Source organism: Ruegeria sp. L12 (assembly GCF_056531745.1).
Window position 1 is genome coordinate 202,733 of record NZ_JBQFMH010000009.1, and the last position, 15,094, is coordinate 217,826.

The window sequence follows — 15,094 nt, forward strand, 5'->3', positions numbered from 1 at the left end:
AGCTCGAAGCAAAGCTTCGGTTTTTGATCTTCGATGCGGTGACAATCTATAACATCGTTATATTCAAATAATTACCAATTTTGTGATCTCACTGCCAACTCATGAATACGTCGCGGGTCAGTTCGGATTCCGGGCGCAGGTTTTCTATGCCTTCATAAGGGGTACCTTTGCCAATCTCTGAATGCGGATACTTGGCGATCATCTTCTGGTGACGCTTGATCATATCTTGAAAAGATGCCCCGGCCCAAAGCGAGTAGCCCACCAACGGATGTTCCTCTCGGGGGTCCCGATAGATATTATAAGTCGGAGCAGCCGCGCCGGGTTGGCCGGGTGCAGGAAGATGCATCTTGAACTCCTGCTTGACGACCGAGCGCAAGACAGGCCCTTCGTAGATATAGACATAGTCGCGCCGCCCGTTTCCCTCGCCGTTCAACAGCAAGGCCGTCTGGTCGATGCCGTCTATCACGCGGTCCCTTGGGATAAAGTCTGTGGCTCCGGCAATCCGCGCCATCGTGGTGAATATATCTGAGACATGAAAGATGTCACCGACTGCACTGTTGGCTTCGATCACACCAGGCCAGCGAATGAACGCATCAGTTCTTACGCCGCCTTCAAGATGCTGGGTCTTGCCACCGCGATAGATCAGCTGGTTCAGACCGGATGAGCCTTCGTAGTGATACATAAGGCCATTATCCGCCATCAGAACAACAATTGTGTTGTCCGCTTTGCCGGTTTCTTCAAGCTTGGCCAAAAGATCTCCGATCCAACCATCAAGCAGTTGCAGCTTGTCGGCATGAAACCCGCCATTTCGTGAAATTGCCTGATCAGGGTAGACGAAGTTCAACGGGTAAAGCGGCCAGTATTGTAAGAAGAATGGCGCATCCTCGGAAGCGACGCGTTCAAGTTGCTCCAGCGCCTGCCGTTGATATCGCTCGTTCATCTCTTCATATTTGGCCTGCGTCCACACCTCACCGGCTGACATTTCTACTTCCTGGGCGGGTCCACCGGCTTCGGCCTCGACACCGGTGACAAGGCCATATGGCTTGAACCGTTCATCCAGCAGGAACTGATTGTTCTGCCCCTCGGGCACATAACCGAGCATGGTGTTTGACCGCATTGCCTCGGGAGTCATCAGGCTCAGCTGTACTTGCTGGTGAAGTGGAAATGCGGCCCAATCGAACCCCTGATTGTGGGGGTACGATTGTTCGATGTCGCCTTGGTGCCATTTGCCGACATGCGCCGTATTGTAGCCGACCTGCTTCAGAATCTCGGGCAATGTCACTTCACTGGCCGGAAGGCCCTCGCCGACCAAAGCCACCTTGACCTCTTCCACACCTGCGCGAATTGGGTGGCGCCCTGTCAACATGGCGGTGCGGGTCGGGGTGCAGGAGGGTTCGGTATACATGCGCATCAGCGATAAACCTTCGGCGGCCAATTGATTGATGCTGGGTGTCTCGATCCCCATGACGTAATTCATCTTGCGGTCACCCATCTGACCAAAGCTAACGTCGTCGATTAGGATGTAGAGAAAATTAGGAGGCTTGCCGCCATTGGCGTCACGTATTTCGGCCAACTTGGCGTCGACTTCAACGTCTTGTGCATCCCATGCCTCACCAAACTGCGCGCGGAGGAATTCAAACTCGCCGTCATGAACAATGGGGGTTTCCTGAGCAAGCACGGAGCCAGCACCAATCAACAACGTAGGCAAGATATATCTAAGTTTCATGTCAAACCTCCAAATCTTTGTTCCGTACCGATTCCGCATGCGCGCCCTGAGCCCGCAGGAGTCCGTCAATACTGCTTCGCAGGTCCGAAAGGCTTTCTGCCAGATCGGCAAGGTAGCGTATCTGCAGAACTGACTGAGACTTTGATGGCGCCGCCAGTTCTGCAAAAACCTCTTTGTAGTCGCGGCAAATTTGATCGAACTCTTGGTCTTTTTCCCGCAGGTTCCGTAGCAGACGACCCGCTTTGGGAAATTGAGATTCAAAGAATTCATCATCCGTCATTGGCAGCGCTTTTTTAGGCATACTCCCTCTAAGCATGCATCCAAAAGAATATATATTGCACGTTTCAAGCCGCATGATACGGTAGCAACGTGACGTCAAACCCTTATTGTGAAAGGATAGTTTTTGAACGTCAGCGTGGGCAATCAGGGCCAGACTGGAACTCAATCGTTCTCGGGCGAGCAGGTGCGTGCCGCGTTGGATAAGGTTCTGGGGTCGGATGAATTCAAAGGATCCGCCCGCATGCGATCATTCCTATCTTACGTGGTGACGGAAACGCTGGAGGGTCGTTCCGACGATATACGTGCCAAGACCATTGCGATGGATGTTTATGGATACGACGCGGATGAGTTGTTGAAACGCGAGGGCGTCGTGCGTGTGGATGCCGGGCGTGTTCGGCGAAAGCTGCAATCTTATTATGATGGTAACGGGATTGCTGACAAATTGGTTATCTCGCTGCCCGTTGGGGGTTACGCACCCGAATTTTTGCCGGGCTCCAGTCGAAGCAGACGAAGCTTACGCGGAAGGCGACGGGCTACCGCAGTCGTTATCTCGCTTTCACTGTTAATAGTAGGCATTCTTTTTGGTGTCCTGATTGGCCGCATTTCGCAATCTGTAGCACCCAAAACCGGCAAAACTGCAATCTACGACGTGTCACCTGCCCGTGTCGAGGCAATGAACCTAAGCGACGCAGGCCGGGATCTGATTTTCCCTGTTACGGATCTGGCCCGGCTTCGGCCCGCGTTGTTGATTTTCAAAACAGCGATTGAACGAGACCCGTTATATTACGGGGGTTATGCTGGTGCTTCTCAGGTCGAAACAATGCTCGCCATTATGCAATCGGGCAAGCCCGGTTCAGACGAGTTTTTGCACGCAGCGGACAAGAATAGTGCTTACGCTTTGGAAATGGTTCCGAATGCACCTTGGTCGCTTTCAGCGCGAGCATGGTTTGAATTTGGGGTGGGCAATTACGATGGCGCAGTTCAATTATCCCAACGGGCCACAGACTTGGCACCCGATGATTCACATATTGCTGAATTCGACGCCTTGATCTCTCTTTATACATCCGATTTTGAACGGGTTCTGTCGCAATCAGCGAGATATCGAGCACTGGCCCAGAACGGAGGGGGACTTGTCTTTGACAATGCATTGGGTGCGGCTCAGTTCCACACCGGGGATTATGCTGCCGCAATCCGAACGTTTGATGAAACAATATCTCGCGGCGGGCCGTTCGGACCAATTTCCGCAGCTTACCTCATGGCAGCTCACTGGCGGAACGGGGAAAAAGCCGAGGCACAACGGCTAGCAAAAGTGTATTCGAACACATGGCCAAGCTTCCCCCTCGAAGCACTGAAGACTCGGGTGTTTGTAGACCCGCAACCAGTTCAAGAACTGATCAGTGCAATAAAAGCTGCAGGTTGGTCAGGACCCGCCAGGCCCTGACGCTGTGCAATAGGATGTGTCATAAATATTTAGCTCAGATTGGGATAGCTTCTTTTAGGTGGCTATTTCCGAGACGTCATATGTCATATGGATTTGCGAGTATTGTTCATAAGGGCGTTCTTCCAACAAGGATGCGCTTTTGTGTCGAAGTGGACGACCTTCCAGATAAAATCAAATGTAGAGTCGATCGATACTGATTGGGCGTGTGATGGTCAGACAAAGGTCCGCTCTAGGTACCTTCGGCCCTTAGCTGCCCTCCAGCGACGACCCCAGTTTCTGCAATCGGGGCCTGCTTAGCAGCCGTTCGCTGCGATAGAGAAACTTCGACGTCGGCGAATGAGAAAAGTGCGGGACCAAGCTGTCACTCGATCATCTCGCTCGAACTGGCGCGACGCGGCAAATCCGGACATAAAACGCGGTGACCAGTCGCCGCATTGGGGCCAGCAGGATCGGACATCCGTTGCACCGTCGAAATCTTGCCCAGCTTGCACTCACAATGTGTAGTTGAAGCCGCCCAATGTGTGTTCAGTATGTGCTGCTAGAATGTATTTTATCTGTCGGTGTCCAGCGCTCTAGTAAAGAGCATCACTTGCCAAGACAAAGTCAATTGACCGGTCAATATAGACGGCGCTCTTGTCTGTCCGATGATCGCAGGGATACGCGGGACGCCAATGTGTCAAGGTCGATCCGAGCCAAGGGCAGCGGGCGGCAAGAGAGCTTCGGGCGGCACGGCCGGCCCGCCCAGTTCCGCACGAAACCCCAGAAGCGTCAAGTCGTCCGGCAAGACTTCGAGTGCCTCGTTCACAATGGACAACGCACGTTCCCGCCCTTCGATTGCCGCCGCGATCCGGGCGCGCATGACCCAGGCCGCCTGTCTTTGCGGGTCGAGGCGGACGACCTCAGCGAAGGCGCTCTCCGCCGCGAGCATATTGCGCATCGTCAAGGAAACACCGGCGATCTGCAGATGCGTCTCAGGAAAGTCGAGGCGGCTGCCGAGTGCCGCACGCCACTCTGCCATAGCGCCATCAAGATCAGCCTGCGACGTGCCCGGAAGCCGGGCAATTGGCGCATCGATCAATTCCCTCGCTGCGGCCATGCGCACGGCACGCACGGGGTCGGAAAGTACAGGCAGAAGGCGCAACACACGGTCCTGCGGCGCAGCCATGCGCTGAGCGCCAATCGCCGCGACGCGCACGATCGGATCGGCGTGGGACAGAAGCGGCGCAAGACGCTGGGCTGCAACCGGGTCGCCCGCTGCCTCCAGAAGCCAAAGCGCCGTGGCGCGGACAATACCTGGCTGATCCTCGTCCGCAGCGAGGTCCGACAAGGCGTCTGTCGCAGCAACCGCGCTCTCTCGCCCGTGCGCCAGTGTGGCACCGAAATGTGGGCCGCGGTTCGCACTGTCGGGAAAGCGCGCCGCGATTTCGGCTGCCGCCCAGGCAGGATCGCGATCGGTGTGACAGGAGGTGCAGGCGTCGGGTGCGCTGGTCTTCTCGGCAAGATCAGGCCGTGGAACGCGGAAGGAGTGATCGGCCCGCCAGTCGTTGCCCATGTAGACGCGTTCGGGCGCATGGCACGACTTGCATTGCGCTCCTGGTGTGCCCGGTTCGTGGAAGTAATGCCCGGAACTGTCGTAGTTCGCTGGACTCAGGGTCTCGAAGCGCGGATTTCCGGCGGGAGAGTGGCACTGGGTGCAAACTCCATTCCCCTGCGCCACCCGCTCGGCACTGTGGGCGTCATGGCAATCAAGGCAACCCACGCCGGCAGCGTACATTTTCGACTGCAAAAACGAGCCGTAGACATAGACCTCGTCGAGGATCTGCCCATCGGCGTGGTAGAGCCCCGGTCGCAACAAGGCGAGCGAATAGGCGTCGTGATATGCCGTGCCCGGCAGCGGAGAGGCGTCGTCAAATGCCTCCCTGCGCGAGTGGCACGTCGCGCATTGCTGGATCGTGGCCTCGGTTGTCGCGAAGCTTTGCTTGAAACCATAGGCATCGACTGCGATGCCCGGCAATTCGATGTCCAGCCCTTCCGCCCACCTCAGATGCGCCGCGCCGGGGCCGTGACAGCCTTCGCAGCCCACCCCGATCTCGACCTGCTTCGAAGCATATGTGCGCGTGGCGGGGTCGTAATTCTTCTCGTATCCGGTTGCGTGGCATTCCGCGCAGCGGGCGTTCCAGTTCTTGTACGGACCTGTCCAATGCAGTCCGTTATCCGGCGGCAGATCTTCGTTCGGGTAGAGATGAAACCAGCCGCCTGTATCGCTGTCCCAGACGACATCGAAACTCTGAAGCCGTCCAGGTTCGGTTTCCAGCAGGTATTGTTGCAGCGGCTCGATCCCGGCAACGGAATGCACGCGGTAATCGGTCGTCACGCCGTCCTTTTCCGTCACCTCGACGTGATAGTCGCCGCCCTCGATGCGAAAGCGGGCGGTCATGCCATCGTGGTTAAAAACGGTTCCATCGAAATCCGCGACTACCGTATCCGGCGAGGGCATTGTCCACGCTCGCGCATGATGGGACGTGCGCCAAGCCTCGTAGGCATCGACATGGCAGTCCCGGCACGCTGCCGAACCCACGTAATCCTGAGCAGGGGCCGGCGTGCTGAACGCTCCCGCCACAAGCCATACAGAGAGGCAACTTTGAATGGTACGCATTAGGAATGACCGGACGGCTGGTTTCTTTTTCAAAATATCTCTCAATTTAAAGAACTGTGGACTGTCGCACGCCTCTAGTCGCCAAAAACTTCCAAGAGCGGCTGGCCCACGGCACCGCTTGGCTGTTTCGTGCGCATCAGGGCCGCAAGTGTGACGGCGACATCGACCGTTTCCACGTACCGCTCGACGCGCTGGCCGCCGTCTATGCCTGGCCCCATGAAGATGATGGGAACATGGGTGTCATAGGTCCAGGGTGAGCCATGCGCCGATGCCACGTGAAGACCGTCGAAATTCGCGACGAACCAGTGCGGCTCGAAGACGATGTAGATGTCGCCCGAACGATCCGGATGAAAATTGGCCAGCACCGAGGCACTCACGCGCGTGTCGGCGACCTCGCCGCGCGCCAGCGCCCTGCTGGAGACGGCAAGGGCGATGCCCGGCAGCTTTTGCAACTCCTCCGCCACCGCCGTCTCGACCACAGCAGGATCAAGAGCCAAAGTCGCGATCACCTCGTGATCGAGATAGATGTAAGGGTTGGTGAAGCTCTCGATCAGGAATTGCCCGGTGCCTAATTCCTCGCGCAAGCGCGCCAGGCCAGGTCTCGTGTCCACATCTTCAAAACTGAAATTCCGTGCCTCGATGCCGAGAGTGGCAAGATAACCCGCCGCTTCTGGCGCGCCATGATCTGCCGAGAGCACTACAAGCGTTCTCTCAAGACCGACGGTCTCATCCACAAAGGAAAGAAGATCGGCAAGTGTCCGATCCAGACGTTTGATGTTGTCCTCCGATTCAAGGCTGGAGGGCCCAAAAAGATGCCCGACGTAATCCGTGGAGGACAGGCTGACGCTCATGAAGTCGGGCACGTCGTCCTGCCCTACCTCTTCGGCGTTCATCAGCGCCTTGGCGAAATTGACGGTAATCTCGTCACCCGCCGGACTGAGCGTCAAGAGCGTCGTGTAAAATTTGCTGTCGGCTGAGCCATAGTGATGCGGAAAGGTGCGACCATAGCTCGGAAAATCCGTCTCCCATGATTGGTCATCCTTGTCTGCGAAGTTATAGGCCTCCTTCGGCAACGTCAGGGTCCAACTCGTCCCGGCATAAGTGCCCACTAACCCCGTCTCTTCCCAAGCGGCAATCCAATCGGGGTAGCTGTCGCGGTAGAAGGTGCTGGTGACAAAACGCCCCTCGGCCTTGGAAAACCAGTAGGCCTGACCGGCATGCCCGGCAAAGGAGATCGCACCACGGTCCTTGACCGACACCCCAAAAACCTTGGACGCGGGTCCGTAATGCAGGCGGATCTCGTCGCCGATCGTCGAGGTGAGAATGTTGCGCGGCGATCTGCCGTCTGTCGTCGCGGCGCGCTGCGTCGGGTCGATTTCCGTGTCGGCATCGACGCCTTTCGCGCCCACGAGCGGGTAATCCGGGTCCTGTACGTTGTAGAAGGTGCTGCCGCTGTTGCGGTCGAACCACAAGTTGGCGACCATGCCATGAATGCCCGGGTCAGTGCCTGTCGACAGCGTGGTATGGCCGACGATGGTTTCGGTGTTGGCGTGGCGATGGTGGGCATTGGTGTACCAAGTACCGTTAGTGATGAGGCGGTTGAACCCGCCTTCGCCCAACCCGGCGCCGTATCGGTCAATCAGATCGCCACGCAACTGGTCTACCGTGATCTGCAGCACAAGCCGGGGAACGTCCTCCGCGGCAGCTACACATCCGGGGAGCGAAAATGCGCATACCCCTATCCAACGGAATAGCATTGGTGGCCTCCTCTGCGGGTTGTATCCCAATCGAAAACCGCCGCCCCGAAGGCTGTCGGGGCGGCAAGAAATCATTTGCGCGTTTATTGCGCGCCGCCGGGTTGCGACAGCTTCTCCATCACCTTGTCCAGACTGAAGCTCGCCGCCTCTTGCCGCGGTGGATACTCGGCGAAGGTGGAGAGGAACTGCGCTACATAAGCCTGCGCCGGCACCAGCATGAAAGCACGGTCGATCATCCAGTCATAATAGGTGTTGGATGTCCGGTAAGCGCGTTCATAGGGGTCACGCCGCAGATTGAAGACCAAAGGCACTCGGAGCGGTGTCAGCGGCTCCATCCATGCGCGCAGAGTTCCCCATGCTTTCTGCTCGAGGAAGGTGATCTTCCAGTTCTGGAAGCGCAACGCAGCCAAATCGCCGTCATCGGTGAAATAGAAGATTTCGTTTCTGGGGCTTTCATCCGTTTCGCCGGTTAGCATCGGCAGGATGTTGTAGCCATCGAGATGCACGCGATACTCGCGACCCGCCATCGCATCCACGGTGACGCCTTCCAGCAGATCTTCCTTGATCGTTTCATTGCCCGCCGCCGCGAGGAATGTCGGCAACCAGTCCATATGATGCACGATCTCATTGCTGATTTCGCCTTCCGGAATCTGCCCGGGCCAGCGCACCATCGCCGGAACACGCCAGCCGCCTTCCCACTGGGTGTTCTTCTCGCCCCAGAAGGGCGTCATCGCCGCATCAGGCCATGTATTCATATGCGGGCCGTTGTCGGTCGAATAGAAGACAATCGTATTCTCCGCGATACCCAACTCGTCGAGCTTGTCCAGAAATTGTCCGATGTGACCATCGTGCTCGATCATACCGGCGGTATACTCGTCCGCTATGCCCTTGGTCTTGTCCTGGGCCGCGTCAATTACTTCATCGCGGACATGGGTGCGAAAATGCATCCGGGTGCCGCTCCACCAGACGAACCAGGGCGTGCCCGCCGCGGTCTGTTCTTCGATGAAGGCAATGGCTGCTTCTGTGGTCTGGTCATCCACGACCTTCTGGCGTTCGATATCGAGCGCACCGGTATCCTCGATCTCCTGGGTGATCTCCGTCTCGCCATATGTCGCGCTGGAGCGAATAACGCCGCGTGGCCCGAAACGGTCGAGGAAGGTCTGCCCATCCGGCAGTACGGCATCACGTGGATAATCCGGGTTTTCCGGCTCCTCCTCGGCGTTGAGGTGGTAGAGGTTGCCGAAGAACTCATCGAAACCGTGGTTGGTCGGCAGGTGTTCGTCGCGGTCACCGAGGTGGTTCTTGCCGAACTGGCCGGTGGCGTATCCTTCGGCTTTCAAGAGGCCCGCGATGGTCGGGTCTTCCACCTGCATACCTTCTTCAGCGCCAGGCAAACCGACCTTGGACAAGCCGGTGCGAAACACGGATTGTCCCATGATGAAGGAGGAGCGTCCGGCGGTGCAGGATTGCTCGCCGTAATAGTCCGTGAACATCATGCCTTCTCGCGCAATCCGGTCGATGTTGGGTGTCTGGTACCCCATGACGCCGAACGTATAGGCCGAGATATTGGACTGGCCGATGTCGTCCCCCCAGATGACAAGAATATTAGGCTTGCCCTGTTCCTGAGCGGCGAGTGGCAGCCCAATCAAGACGGCGCCGACGGCGGCCAGCGCTGTACGGAATAACATTTTGGTTTCCTCCTAGTTGGCAACTGTATCTTGTTGCACTGAAAAGGCTTTCGGATCCTATCGGCGGGATGTCGACATCCGACCGATGCCAAGAGTAACACCAAACCTGCGAGTTGACTTGCCATTTTGTGACATCGCGTGGAAACTCTGCGTGGTGGGTAAACTCGCGATGACATATGCGACCGGGATCGGTCCGCTGCCGGATCTGCTTGAGGCGCAAAGCGGATCAAAGGCGGTCGAACGCGCCTTTCGGGGCGCAGGCTTGCCGCTCGTGCTTGTCGATGACCGGGCGCATCAGGTACCTCTGGGAGCAGTTATCAGGCTGTTCGACGGCGCAGCGCGGCTGACGGGCGATCCAATTCTGGGTTTGCGTGTGGGAAATGCTATGCAGCCCGGCGAGTACGGTCTTTGGGTGAATTATTCGCTACAGGCGCCAACCTTCGCGGGAGCCATCTCGCGGTTGTCCCGCTGCATCGTCCTGCATCAGATCGGCGGGGAACTTTCACTTGAGCACCGACGAGGCGATCTCGTGGTGTGGAGCTATCGGCAGACGGCCGTTACAGGTGCGGGCGCGACACAGCACGCCGACCATATTCTGCCCGTAATGGCAAAGGTAGCGCGGGCCTATTGTGGCCCGGATTGGAAGCCTTCGCATATGGAAACACGCACCGCAGGGACCGGCTTGGAGGCGGCGTTGCGCGAAGACTCTACAGGTATTCCCTGGCACTTCAATTCAGCTGTCGACGGGATCGCGTTCCCATCGGCTGCGCTTTGGTCCCGTCCCGCGCTGGGGTCCAGGGGGAGGCAAGCGCTTCGGCTCAGTTCGCGCGACATTCTCGCGGAAATCAAATTGCGGCGACAGGAATGCGACATCGACCGCCTTGCCGCTGTCATCACGCTACGCCTGATTGACGGTCACACGGACATCGACGGTGCCGCGGGAATGGTCGGTGTCGCCCGGCGCACGCTGCAACGCTGGCTCGACGCTGAAGGCCTGTCCTACCGTATTTTGCTCGATCGTGTGAGACTGGACCGGGCGCGCGCACTGATCCTGGAGACCGAGGCACCCCTGTCAGAGATCGCCATGCTCGCAGGCTACAGTGACCATGCCCATTTCACGCGAGCCTTTGGTCGGCGTTTCGGGCGCTCTCCGTCAACCGAGCGGATGTCCAAACCAAGAGGTTAACCGCACAACTTGATCAAATATCCTCCGATCTGAATTGCCCGGGCGGCAATGAAAGCCTTCTTTATCGGCGTGCCATTCCGAGTGCCGATTTCTGACCACAGCCGCAAAGGCAAAGAGTTTGCCGGTTCATTTGCAAAAACCAAAGTTTAGAAAACCTGCAATTGTTGAAGCTCAAGGTTGGAGCCGCGACCGCCGCAAAGAAAATCGTGATAACCCAGGCGGCGTTTTTAGAAAGGGTCGCTGCAGTATTCGCCAGCTGTCTGCGACTGCAGAGAAGGTCCGGTGTCCGCCCTTCGCGAGAAATACTGCGAAAATCACCAGTGAGCGGTATGGGCTCGCTATCAGATTTCGCCGCCTACGTCCTGAACATCGGCTCATTGATATCCAACGGCAGCACATCGTCAGAGCCCCTGCAAAATCAAGGTTCTGGCGAGATTGGCAAATGGCCGGTCTCGCTCATCCCGCCGCAAAGGCATTGCCGCATGGGCGCTGGTCGGTTGTGAGCCAAGGTGACAATTGCTGCATAGTGCCCCGAATGACCGTTTTATACCCAGATGAACCGCTGCAACTTGTTGGTTCTTGTCTTTAGAATGAGCGATCGGCTGCAAGTATTCGTTCAGAAGGAAATGGAAGACAACATTCGGTGTTGCAACGTGTTTCTCATTCCACGATTGACGCATCCACGAATCTGCTGATATCGCTCACTTTGATGGAGTTGGAGTAAGTGATTCCAACACAGGGAATACGGTGCGGCTTTGGCCAATTCCGTGACTGCCCCCGCAACTGTAAGCGGCGAGCGACCCGATGATGCCACTGGCCCGAAGAGGCTGGGAAGGATCGGAGAAGCGACGACCCGCAAGTCAGGAGACCTGCCATCGTAACGCAACTCAACCCGGGCGGGGTGCCTCGGAAGGAGACCACGATGGAACACTCGGCTGTAGCCGTAAACATGGCTGGCTCGCAATCAACCCCGCAACTTTGCGGAGGGCGACATGGGCCGGACTGCCACACACAGAATTACCGTTTGCATCTCTTGCCGACACAAGGGCAAAACCTGCCAGCCTGGTTATGAGCTGATCGCCCGGCTGCGAAAGGCTTTTGAAAACGCCAAGGACGCAATTCCCGAAGATTTCGAAATCTCGGGCGTGGCATGTATGGCGGGATGTGATCGACCCTGCACGGTGGCTTATCACGGCTCGCACAAGGCGACATATTTGTTTGGCGATATTGACCCGGACACCGATGTCGATGATCTGATCGAATTTGCCCGGCGCTATGCCCATCTACATGACGGGTGGAGCAGCTCTGTCGACAGACCAGGCAAGCTGCGCAAATCCACACTGGCACGGGTTCCGGCCAGCATCATCGCCCTTGAGCGCAGCGCGGAGCCTGTTCAATGAACGCCGCGGAGCTGTATGTCGAGAACGTAAGTTGGCGGCCCTCGGCCAGGGTGCCGCTGATTTTGCATCCAATCAACTTTCATCTGAAGGCCGGGCGCATTTTGGGGATCGTCGGACCGAACGGGGCGGGGAAGTCCTCGTTATTGCGCACGCTCTATCGGTATCATCGGCCGTCCAGCGGTACGGTCAGGATTGATGGTGAAGATATCTGGACCATGCCGCCGAAGACAGCTGCCCAAACGGTTGCAGCGGTTTTGCAAGAGCAACCCAATGACTTTGCCCTGACGGTGCGCGACGTGGTGGCATTGGGCCGCTTGCCACATCGCCAGAGCTTTTCAACACCCGGCCAGCACTGTGCCGAGGTCATCGAGAACGTGCTGCGCCAAACCAAGCTGATACATCTGCGCGACCGGCAGATCGGCACCCTGTCGGGCGGTGAACGCCAACGGGTGATGATGGCCCGTGCCCTGGCGCAAGCGCCGCGGCTGCTGGTTCTGGATGAGCCAACCAACCACCTCGATATCCATTATCAGCTAGAGCTGCTTGAACTTGTGCGCGACCTCCACATCACCGTTGTCGTGTCGCTACATGACCTCAACATGGCGGCCACGTTCTGTGACGACATTCTGGTAATGCAGAATGGCCAGTCGCTGGTGTTCGGCCCCCCGCAGGATGTCCTGACCGAAGACCTCGTGTCGGGTGCATTTCGTGTCTCGGCCCGGCTGGAACAGCTGAGCCGCAGTCAGAACAATCACTTCTCTTTCCAACTGAACTAAAGGATCACCTGAATGAAACTACTCCCCCTGGCATTGGGGCTGTCCTGTACAGCAAGCCTGGCACTGGCAGAAACCACGGTACGAAGCTGCAACCGTACCGTTACCTTTGACGAAGTCCCGACAGCAGCGATTTCCAACGACGTCAACCTGACCGAAATGATGTTGGTGCTGGGACTGGCGGACCACATGGTGGGCTATACCGGTATCTCTGGTTGGAAAACACTGGATGAGAAGATGCGCGAAGGAGTCGAGCAACTACCCGAGTTGTCTTCGAAATACCCCAGCAAGGAAGTATTGATCGGGGCGGATGCCGATTTCTTCTTTGCCGGTTGGAACTATGGCATGAAGGTTGGTGGCGAAGTCACGCCCGAAACCCTGGCCGCGTTTGACATCGACGTCTATGAGTTGACCGAAAGCTGCATCCATATCGGTGAAAAAGACAAGGCCAGCATGGATGACATGTATACCGATCTGCTGAATCTGGGCCGCATCTTTGCTGTCGAGGATCAGGCGCAAGAGCTGGTGGACGGCTACAAGGCAGAGCTTGCAGATTTCAACGCCGATCTGGATGCCGGTGACGAACCGCTGCGTGTATTTGTCTATGACAGCGGCGAGGACACTCCCTTTACCGCGGGACGCTATGCCATGCCCACCGCCCTGATCGAAGCCGCAGGCGGGCGCAATGTTCTGGACGACTTCGAGAAGAGCTGGGCCACGGTGACCTGGGAAGAAGTCGTCGAGCGCAACCCGGAAATGATCGTGATCGTGAACTACGGCAATGTGACTGCAGAGCAAAAGCGCGAGTTCATGATGTCGAACCCGGCATTTGCTGATATTGACGCGGTCAAGAATGATCGGTTCGTGACGCTGGAATATGTCGAGGCAACCCCCGGGCCCCGCAACATCGAGGCGATCAAGACCCTCGCCTCGGCCTTCTGGAGCAACTGATCTATGTACACCGAAGCAGTCAGCACATCCCGACCCAGAAGACGTTGGCACTTGCCTGCCTCTGTTTCGCTGGTGATCCTTCTGTTTGCTGTTTCGGTGACCTTTGCTGTGAGTGTCGGCGCGGTGCCCATCCCCGCCGGCACGGTTTGGGGGGTGGTTCTTGATAAACTTGCCCCCGGCCAGATCGACGTTACTTGGTCAAAAGGCAAATCGGCGATTGTCTGGGATATCCGCTTTCCCCGTGCCCTGCTGGCGGCAATGGTCGGGGCAGGGTTGGCTGCGGTCGGAGCTTCACTTCAGGCGGTGACGCGCAATCCCTTGGCGGACCCGCATCTGCTGGGCATTTCGTCTGGCGGGGCCTTTGGCGCGATCCTCGCATTGCTACATACCGGGCTGTTTCTGGGTCTCCTGACTGTACCGTTGCTGGCTTTTGTTGGGGCATTATGCGCTACAGCGCTCGTCTTGGGTGTTTCGAGCTTTGCGTCAGCCACCAGTGCGGACCGGCTGGTTCTGACGGGTGTGGCGATTTCTTTCATCATCATGGCGGGCGCGAACATCCTGATCTTTCTGGGTGATCCACGCGCCACCCATACCGTTGTGTTCTGGATGCTGGGCGGGCTGGGCCTGGCGCAATGGTCACATCTGATCTATCCGCTGGCAATCCTGCTGCCTTGTCTGGGCTGGATGTATCTACGCTCTGCCGATCTGAACGCCATGACGATCGGTGATGAAACGGCATCCTCGCTGGGGCTGGACGTCGTGCGGTTTCGCCTGAGCGTCTTTGTTATCGGGGCCCTGATCACCGGCGTGATGGTGGCCTTTTCCGGGATGATCGGATTCGTGGGACTGATGGTGCCGCATATCGCCAGACTGATTGTCGGCGGAGATTACCGCCGCCTGGTGCCCACCTCTGCGGCCGTGGGTGGCCTGTTCGTGCTGTGGGCGGATGTCGTGGCCCGCACCATCATGGCCCCCGAAGACATGCCCATCGGGATTGTGACCGGATTGGTCGGCGGGTGTTTCTTTGTGTGGCTTCTGCACAAGCGACAGGCGAACGTTTCGTGAGCTACTCAAAAGCGGACATAGGCTGAAATGGAATGAAAGCCCGCTTGGTCCCGCATAGCAGTCGTTCGACTTAACTGCGGCGAATGACTGCTTTGGGCTGATTCTGTTGAAAAACAGCGTGTTGCTGACGCAGAAAGTGATGCGCTGAACAGAGCGCGAGTGCCTTTCTGAT

Annotated in this window: 11 protein-coding genes and 1 riboswitch; of the genes, 6 read left to right on the forward strand and 5 right to left on the reverse strand. The window is 57.4% G+C overall.

From position 1 onward, the window contains the following. Positions 1-88: 88 nt before the first annotated feature. Together ACR0K9_RS15575 and ACR0K9_RS15580 are read right to left on the reverse strand one after the other, a co-directional pair. Positions 89-1,726 (reverse strand): sulfatase-like hydrolase/transferase, encoded by a 1,638-nt coding sequence (locus ACR0K9_RS15575; RefSeq protein ID WP_480535239.1) that lies wholly within the window; start codon positions 1,724-1,726, stop codon positions 89-91. A gap of 1 nt (position 1,727) precedes the next feature. Next, complete coding sequence (locus ACR0K9_RS15580; RefSeq protein WP_480535240.1) at positions 1,728-2,027, reverse strand: hypothetical protein; 300 nt, start codon at positions 2,025-2,027, stop codon at positions 1,728-1,730. A gap of 102 nt (positions 2,028-2,129) precedes the next feature. Here ACR0K9_RS15580 and ACR0K9_RS15585 point away from each other — a divergent pair, with 102 nt between their 5' ends. Then, on the forward strand, positions 2,130-3,446 hold the full coding sequence (locus tag ACR0K9_RS15585) for a tetratricopeptide repeat protein (protein WP_480535241.1): 1,317 nt from the start codon (positions 2,130-2,132) through the stop codon (positions 3,444-3,446). A gap of 676 nt (positions 3,447-4,122) precedes the next feature. Here ACR0K9_RS15585 and ACR0K9_RS15590 read toward each other — a convergent pair. The 3 genes from ACR0K9_RS15590 to ACR0K9_RS15600 form a co-directional block, all read right to left on the reverse strand. Continuing rightward, a complete protein-coding gene (locus tag ACR0K9_RS15590; protein ID WP_480824522.1) occupies positions 4,123-6,102 on the reverse strand; it encodes a multiheme c-type cytochrome in 1,980 nt (659 codons plus the stop codon). Positions 6,103-6,176: 74 nt separating this feature from the next. Then, positions 6,177-7,781 (reverse strand): alkaline phosphatase family protein, encoded by a 1,605-nt coding sequence (locus tag ACR0K9_RS15595; RefSeq protein WP_480824524.1) that lies wholly within the window; start codon positions 7,779-7,781, stop codon positions 6,177-6,179. A 161-nt stretch (positions 7,782-7,942) separates the two neighbouring features. Beyond that, positions 7,943-9,547: an arylsulfatase gene (locus ACR0K9_RS15600; protein WP_480535244.1), complete on the reverse strand. Its 1,605-nt coding sequence runs from the start codon at positions 9,545-9,547 to the stop codon at positions 7,943-7,945. Between the two features lie 151 nt (positions 9,548-9,698). Here ACR0K9_RS15600 and ACR0K9_RS15605 point away from each other — a divergent pair, with 151 nt between their 5' ends. The 5 genes from ACR0K9_RS15605 (at position 9,699) to ACR0K9_RS15625 (ending at position 14,922) form a co-directional block, all read left to right on the forward strand. Further along, positions 9,699-10,733, forward strand: coding sequence for an AraC family transcriptional regulator (locus tag ACR0K9_RS15605; RefSeq protein WP_480824526.1), 1,035 nt, complete (start codon positions 9,699-9,701; stop codon positions 10,731-10,733). A gap of 693 nt (positions 10,734-11,426) precedes the next feature. Next, positions 11,427-11,624, forward strand: a riboswitch (cobalamin riboswitch). A gap of 101 nt (positions 11,625-11,725) precedes the next feature. After that, entirely contained in the window at positions 11,726-12,133 is a 408-nt protein-coding gene (locus tag ACR0K9_RS15610) for a DUF1636 family protein (protein WP_480824528.1), read from the forward strand. Beyond that, positions 12,130-12,909, forward strand: a complete 780-nt coding sequence (locus ACR0K9_RS15615; protein WP_480824530.1) for an ABC transporter ATP-binding protein — start codon at positions 12,130-12,132, stop codon at positions 12,907-12,909. Before ACR0K9_RS15610 ends, ACR0K9_RS15615 begins: the two co-directional genes overlap by 4 nt. Before the next feature lie 12 nt (positions 12,910-12,921). Continuing rightward, positions 12,922-13,857, forward strand: a complete 936-nt coding sequence (locus ACR0K9_RS15620) for an ABC transporter substrate-binding protein (protein WP_480824532.1) — start codon at positions 12,922-12,924, stop codon at positions 13,855-13,857. 3 nt (positions 13,858-13,860) lie between these two features. Next, positions 13,861-14,922 (forward strand): FecCD family ABC transporter permease, encoded by a 1,062-nt coding sequence (locus ACR0K9_RS15625; RefSeq protein ID WP_480535249.1) that lies wholly within the window; start codon positions 13,861-13,863, stop codon positions 14,920-14,922. Positions 14,923-15,094 lie beyond the last annotated feature (172 nt).

Bases quoted from the DNA above. Each gene is read 5' to 3' on its own strand.
- ACR0K9_RS15580 (WP_480535240.1), bottom strand. From the start codon at position 2,027: ATGCCTAAAAAAGCGCTGCCAATGACGGATGATGAATTCTTTGAATCT.
- ACR0K9_RS15575 (WP_480535239.1), bottom strand. From the start codon at position 1,726: ATGAAACTTAGATATATCTTGCCTACGTTGTTGATTGGTGCTGGCTCC.
- ACR0K9_RS15620 (WP_480824532.1), top strand. From the start codon at position 12,922: ATGAAACTACTCCCCCTGGCATTGGGGCTGTCCTGTACAGCAAGCCTG.
- ACR0K9_RS15615 (WP_480824530.1), top strand. From the start codon at position 12,130: ATGAACGCCGCGGAGCTGTATGTCGAGAACGTAAGTTGGCGGCCCTCG.
- ACR0K9_RS15610 (WP_480824528.1), top strand. From the start codon at position 11,726: ATGGGCCGGACTGCCACACACAGAATTACCGTTTGCATCTCTTGCCGA.
- ACR0K9_RS15625 (WP_480535249.1), top strand. From the start codon at position 13,861: ATGTACACCGAAGCAGTCAGCACATCCCGACCCAGAAGACGTTGGCAC.
- ACR0K9_RS15590 (WP_480824522.1), bottom strand. From the start codon at position 6,102: ATGCGTACCATTCAAAGTTGCCTCTCTGTATGGCTTGTGGCGGGAGCG.
- ACR0K9_RS15600 (WP_480535244.1), bottom strand. From the start codon at position 9,547: ATGTTATTCCGTACAGCGCTGGCCGCCGTCGGCGCCGTCTTGATTGGG.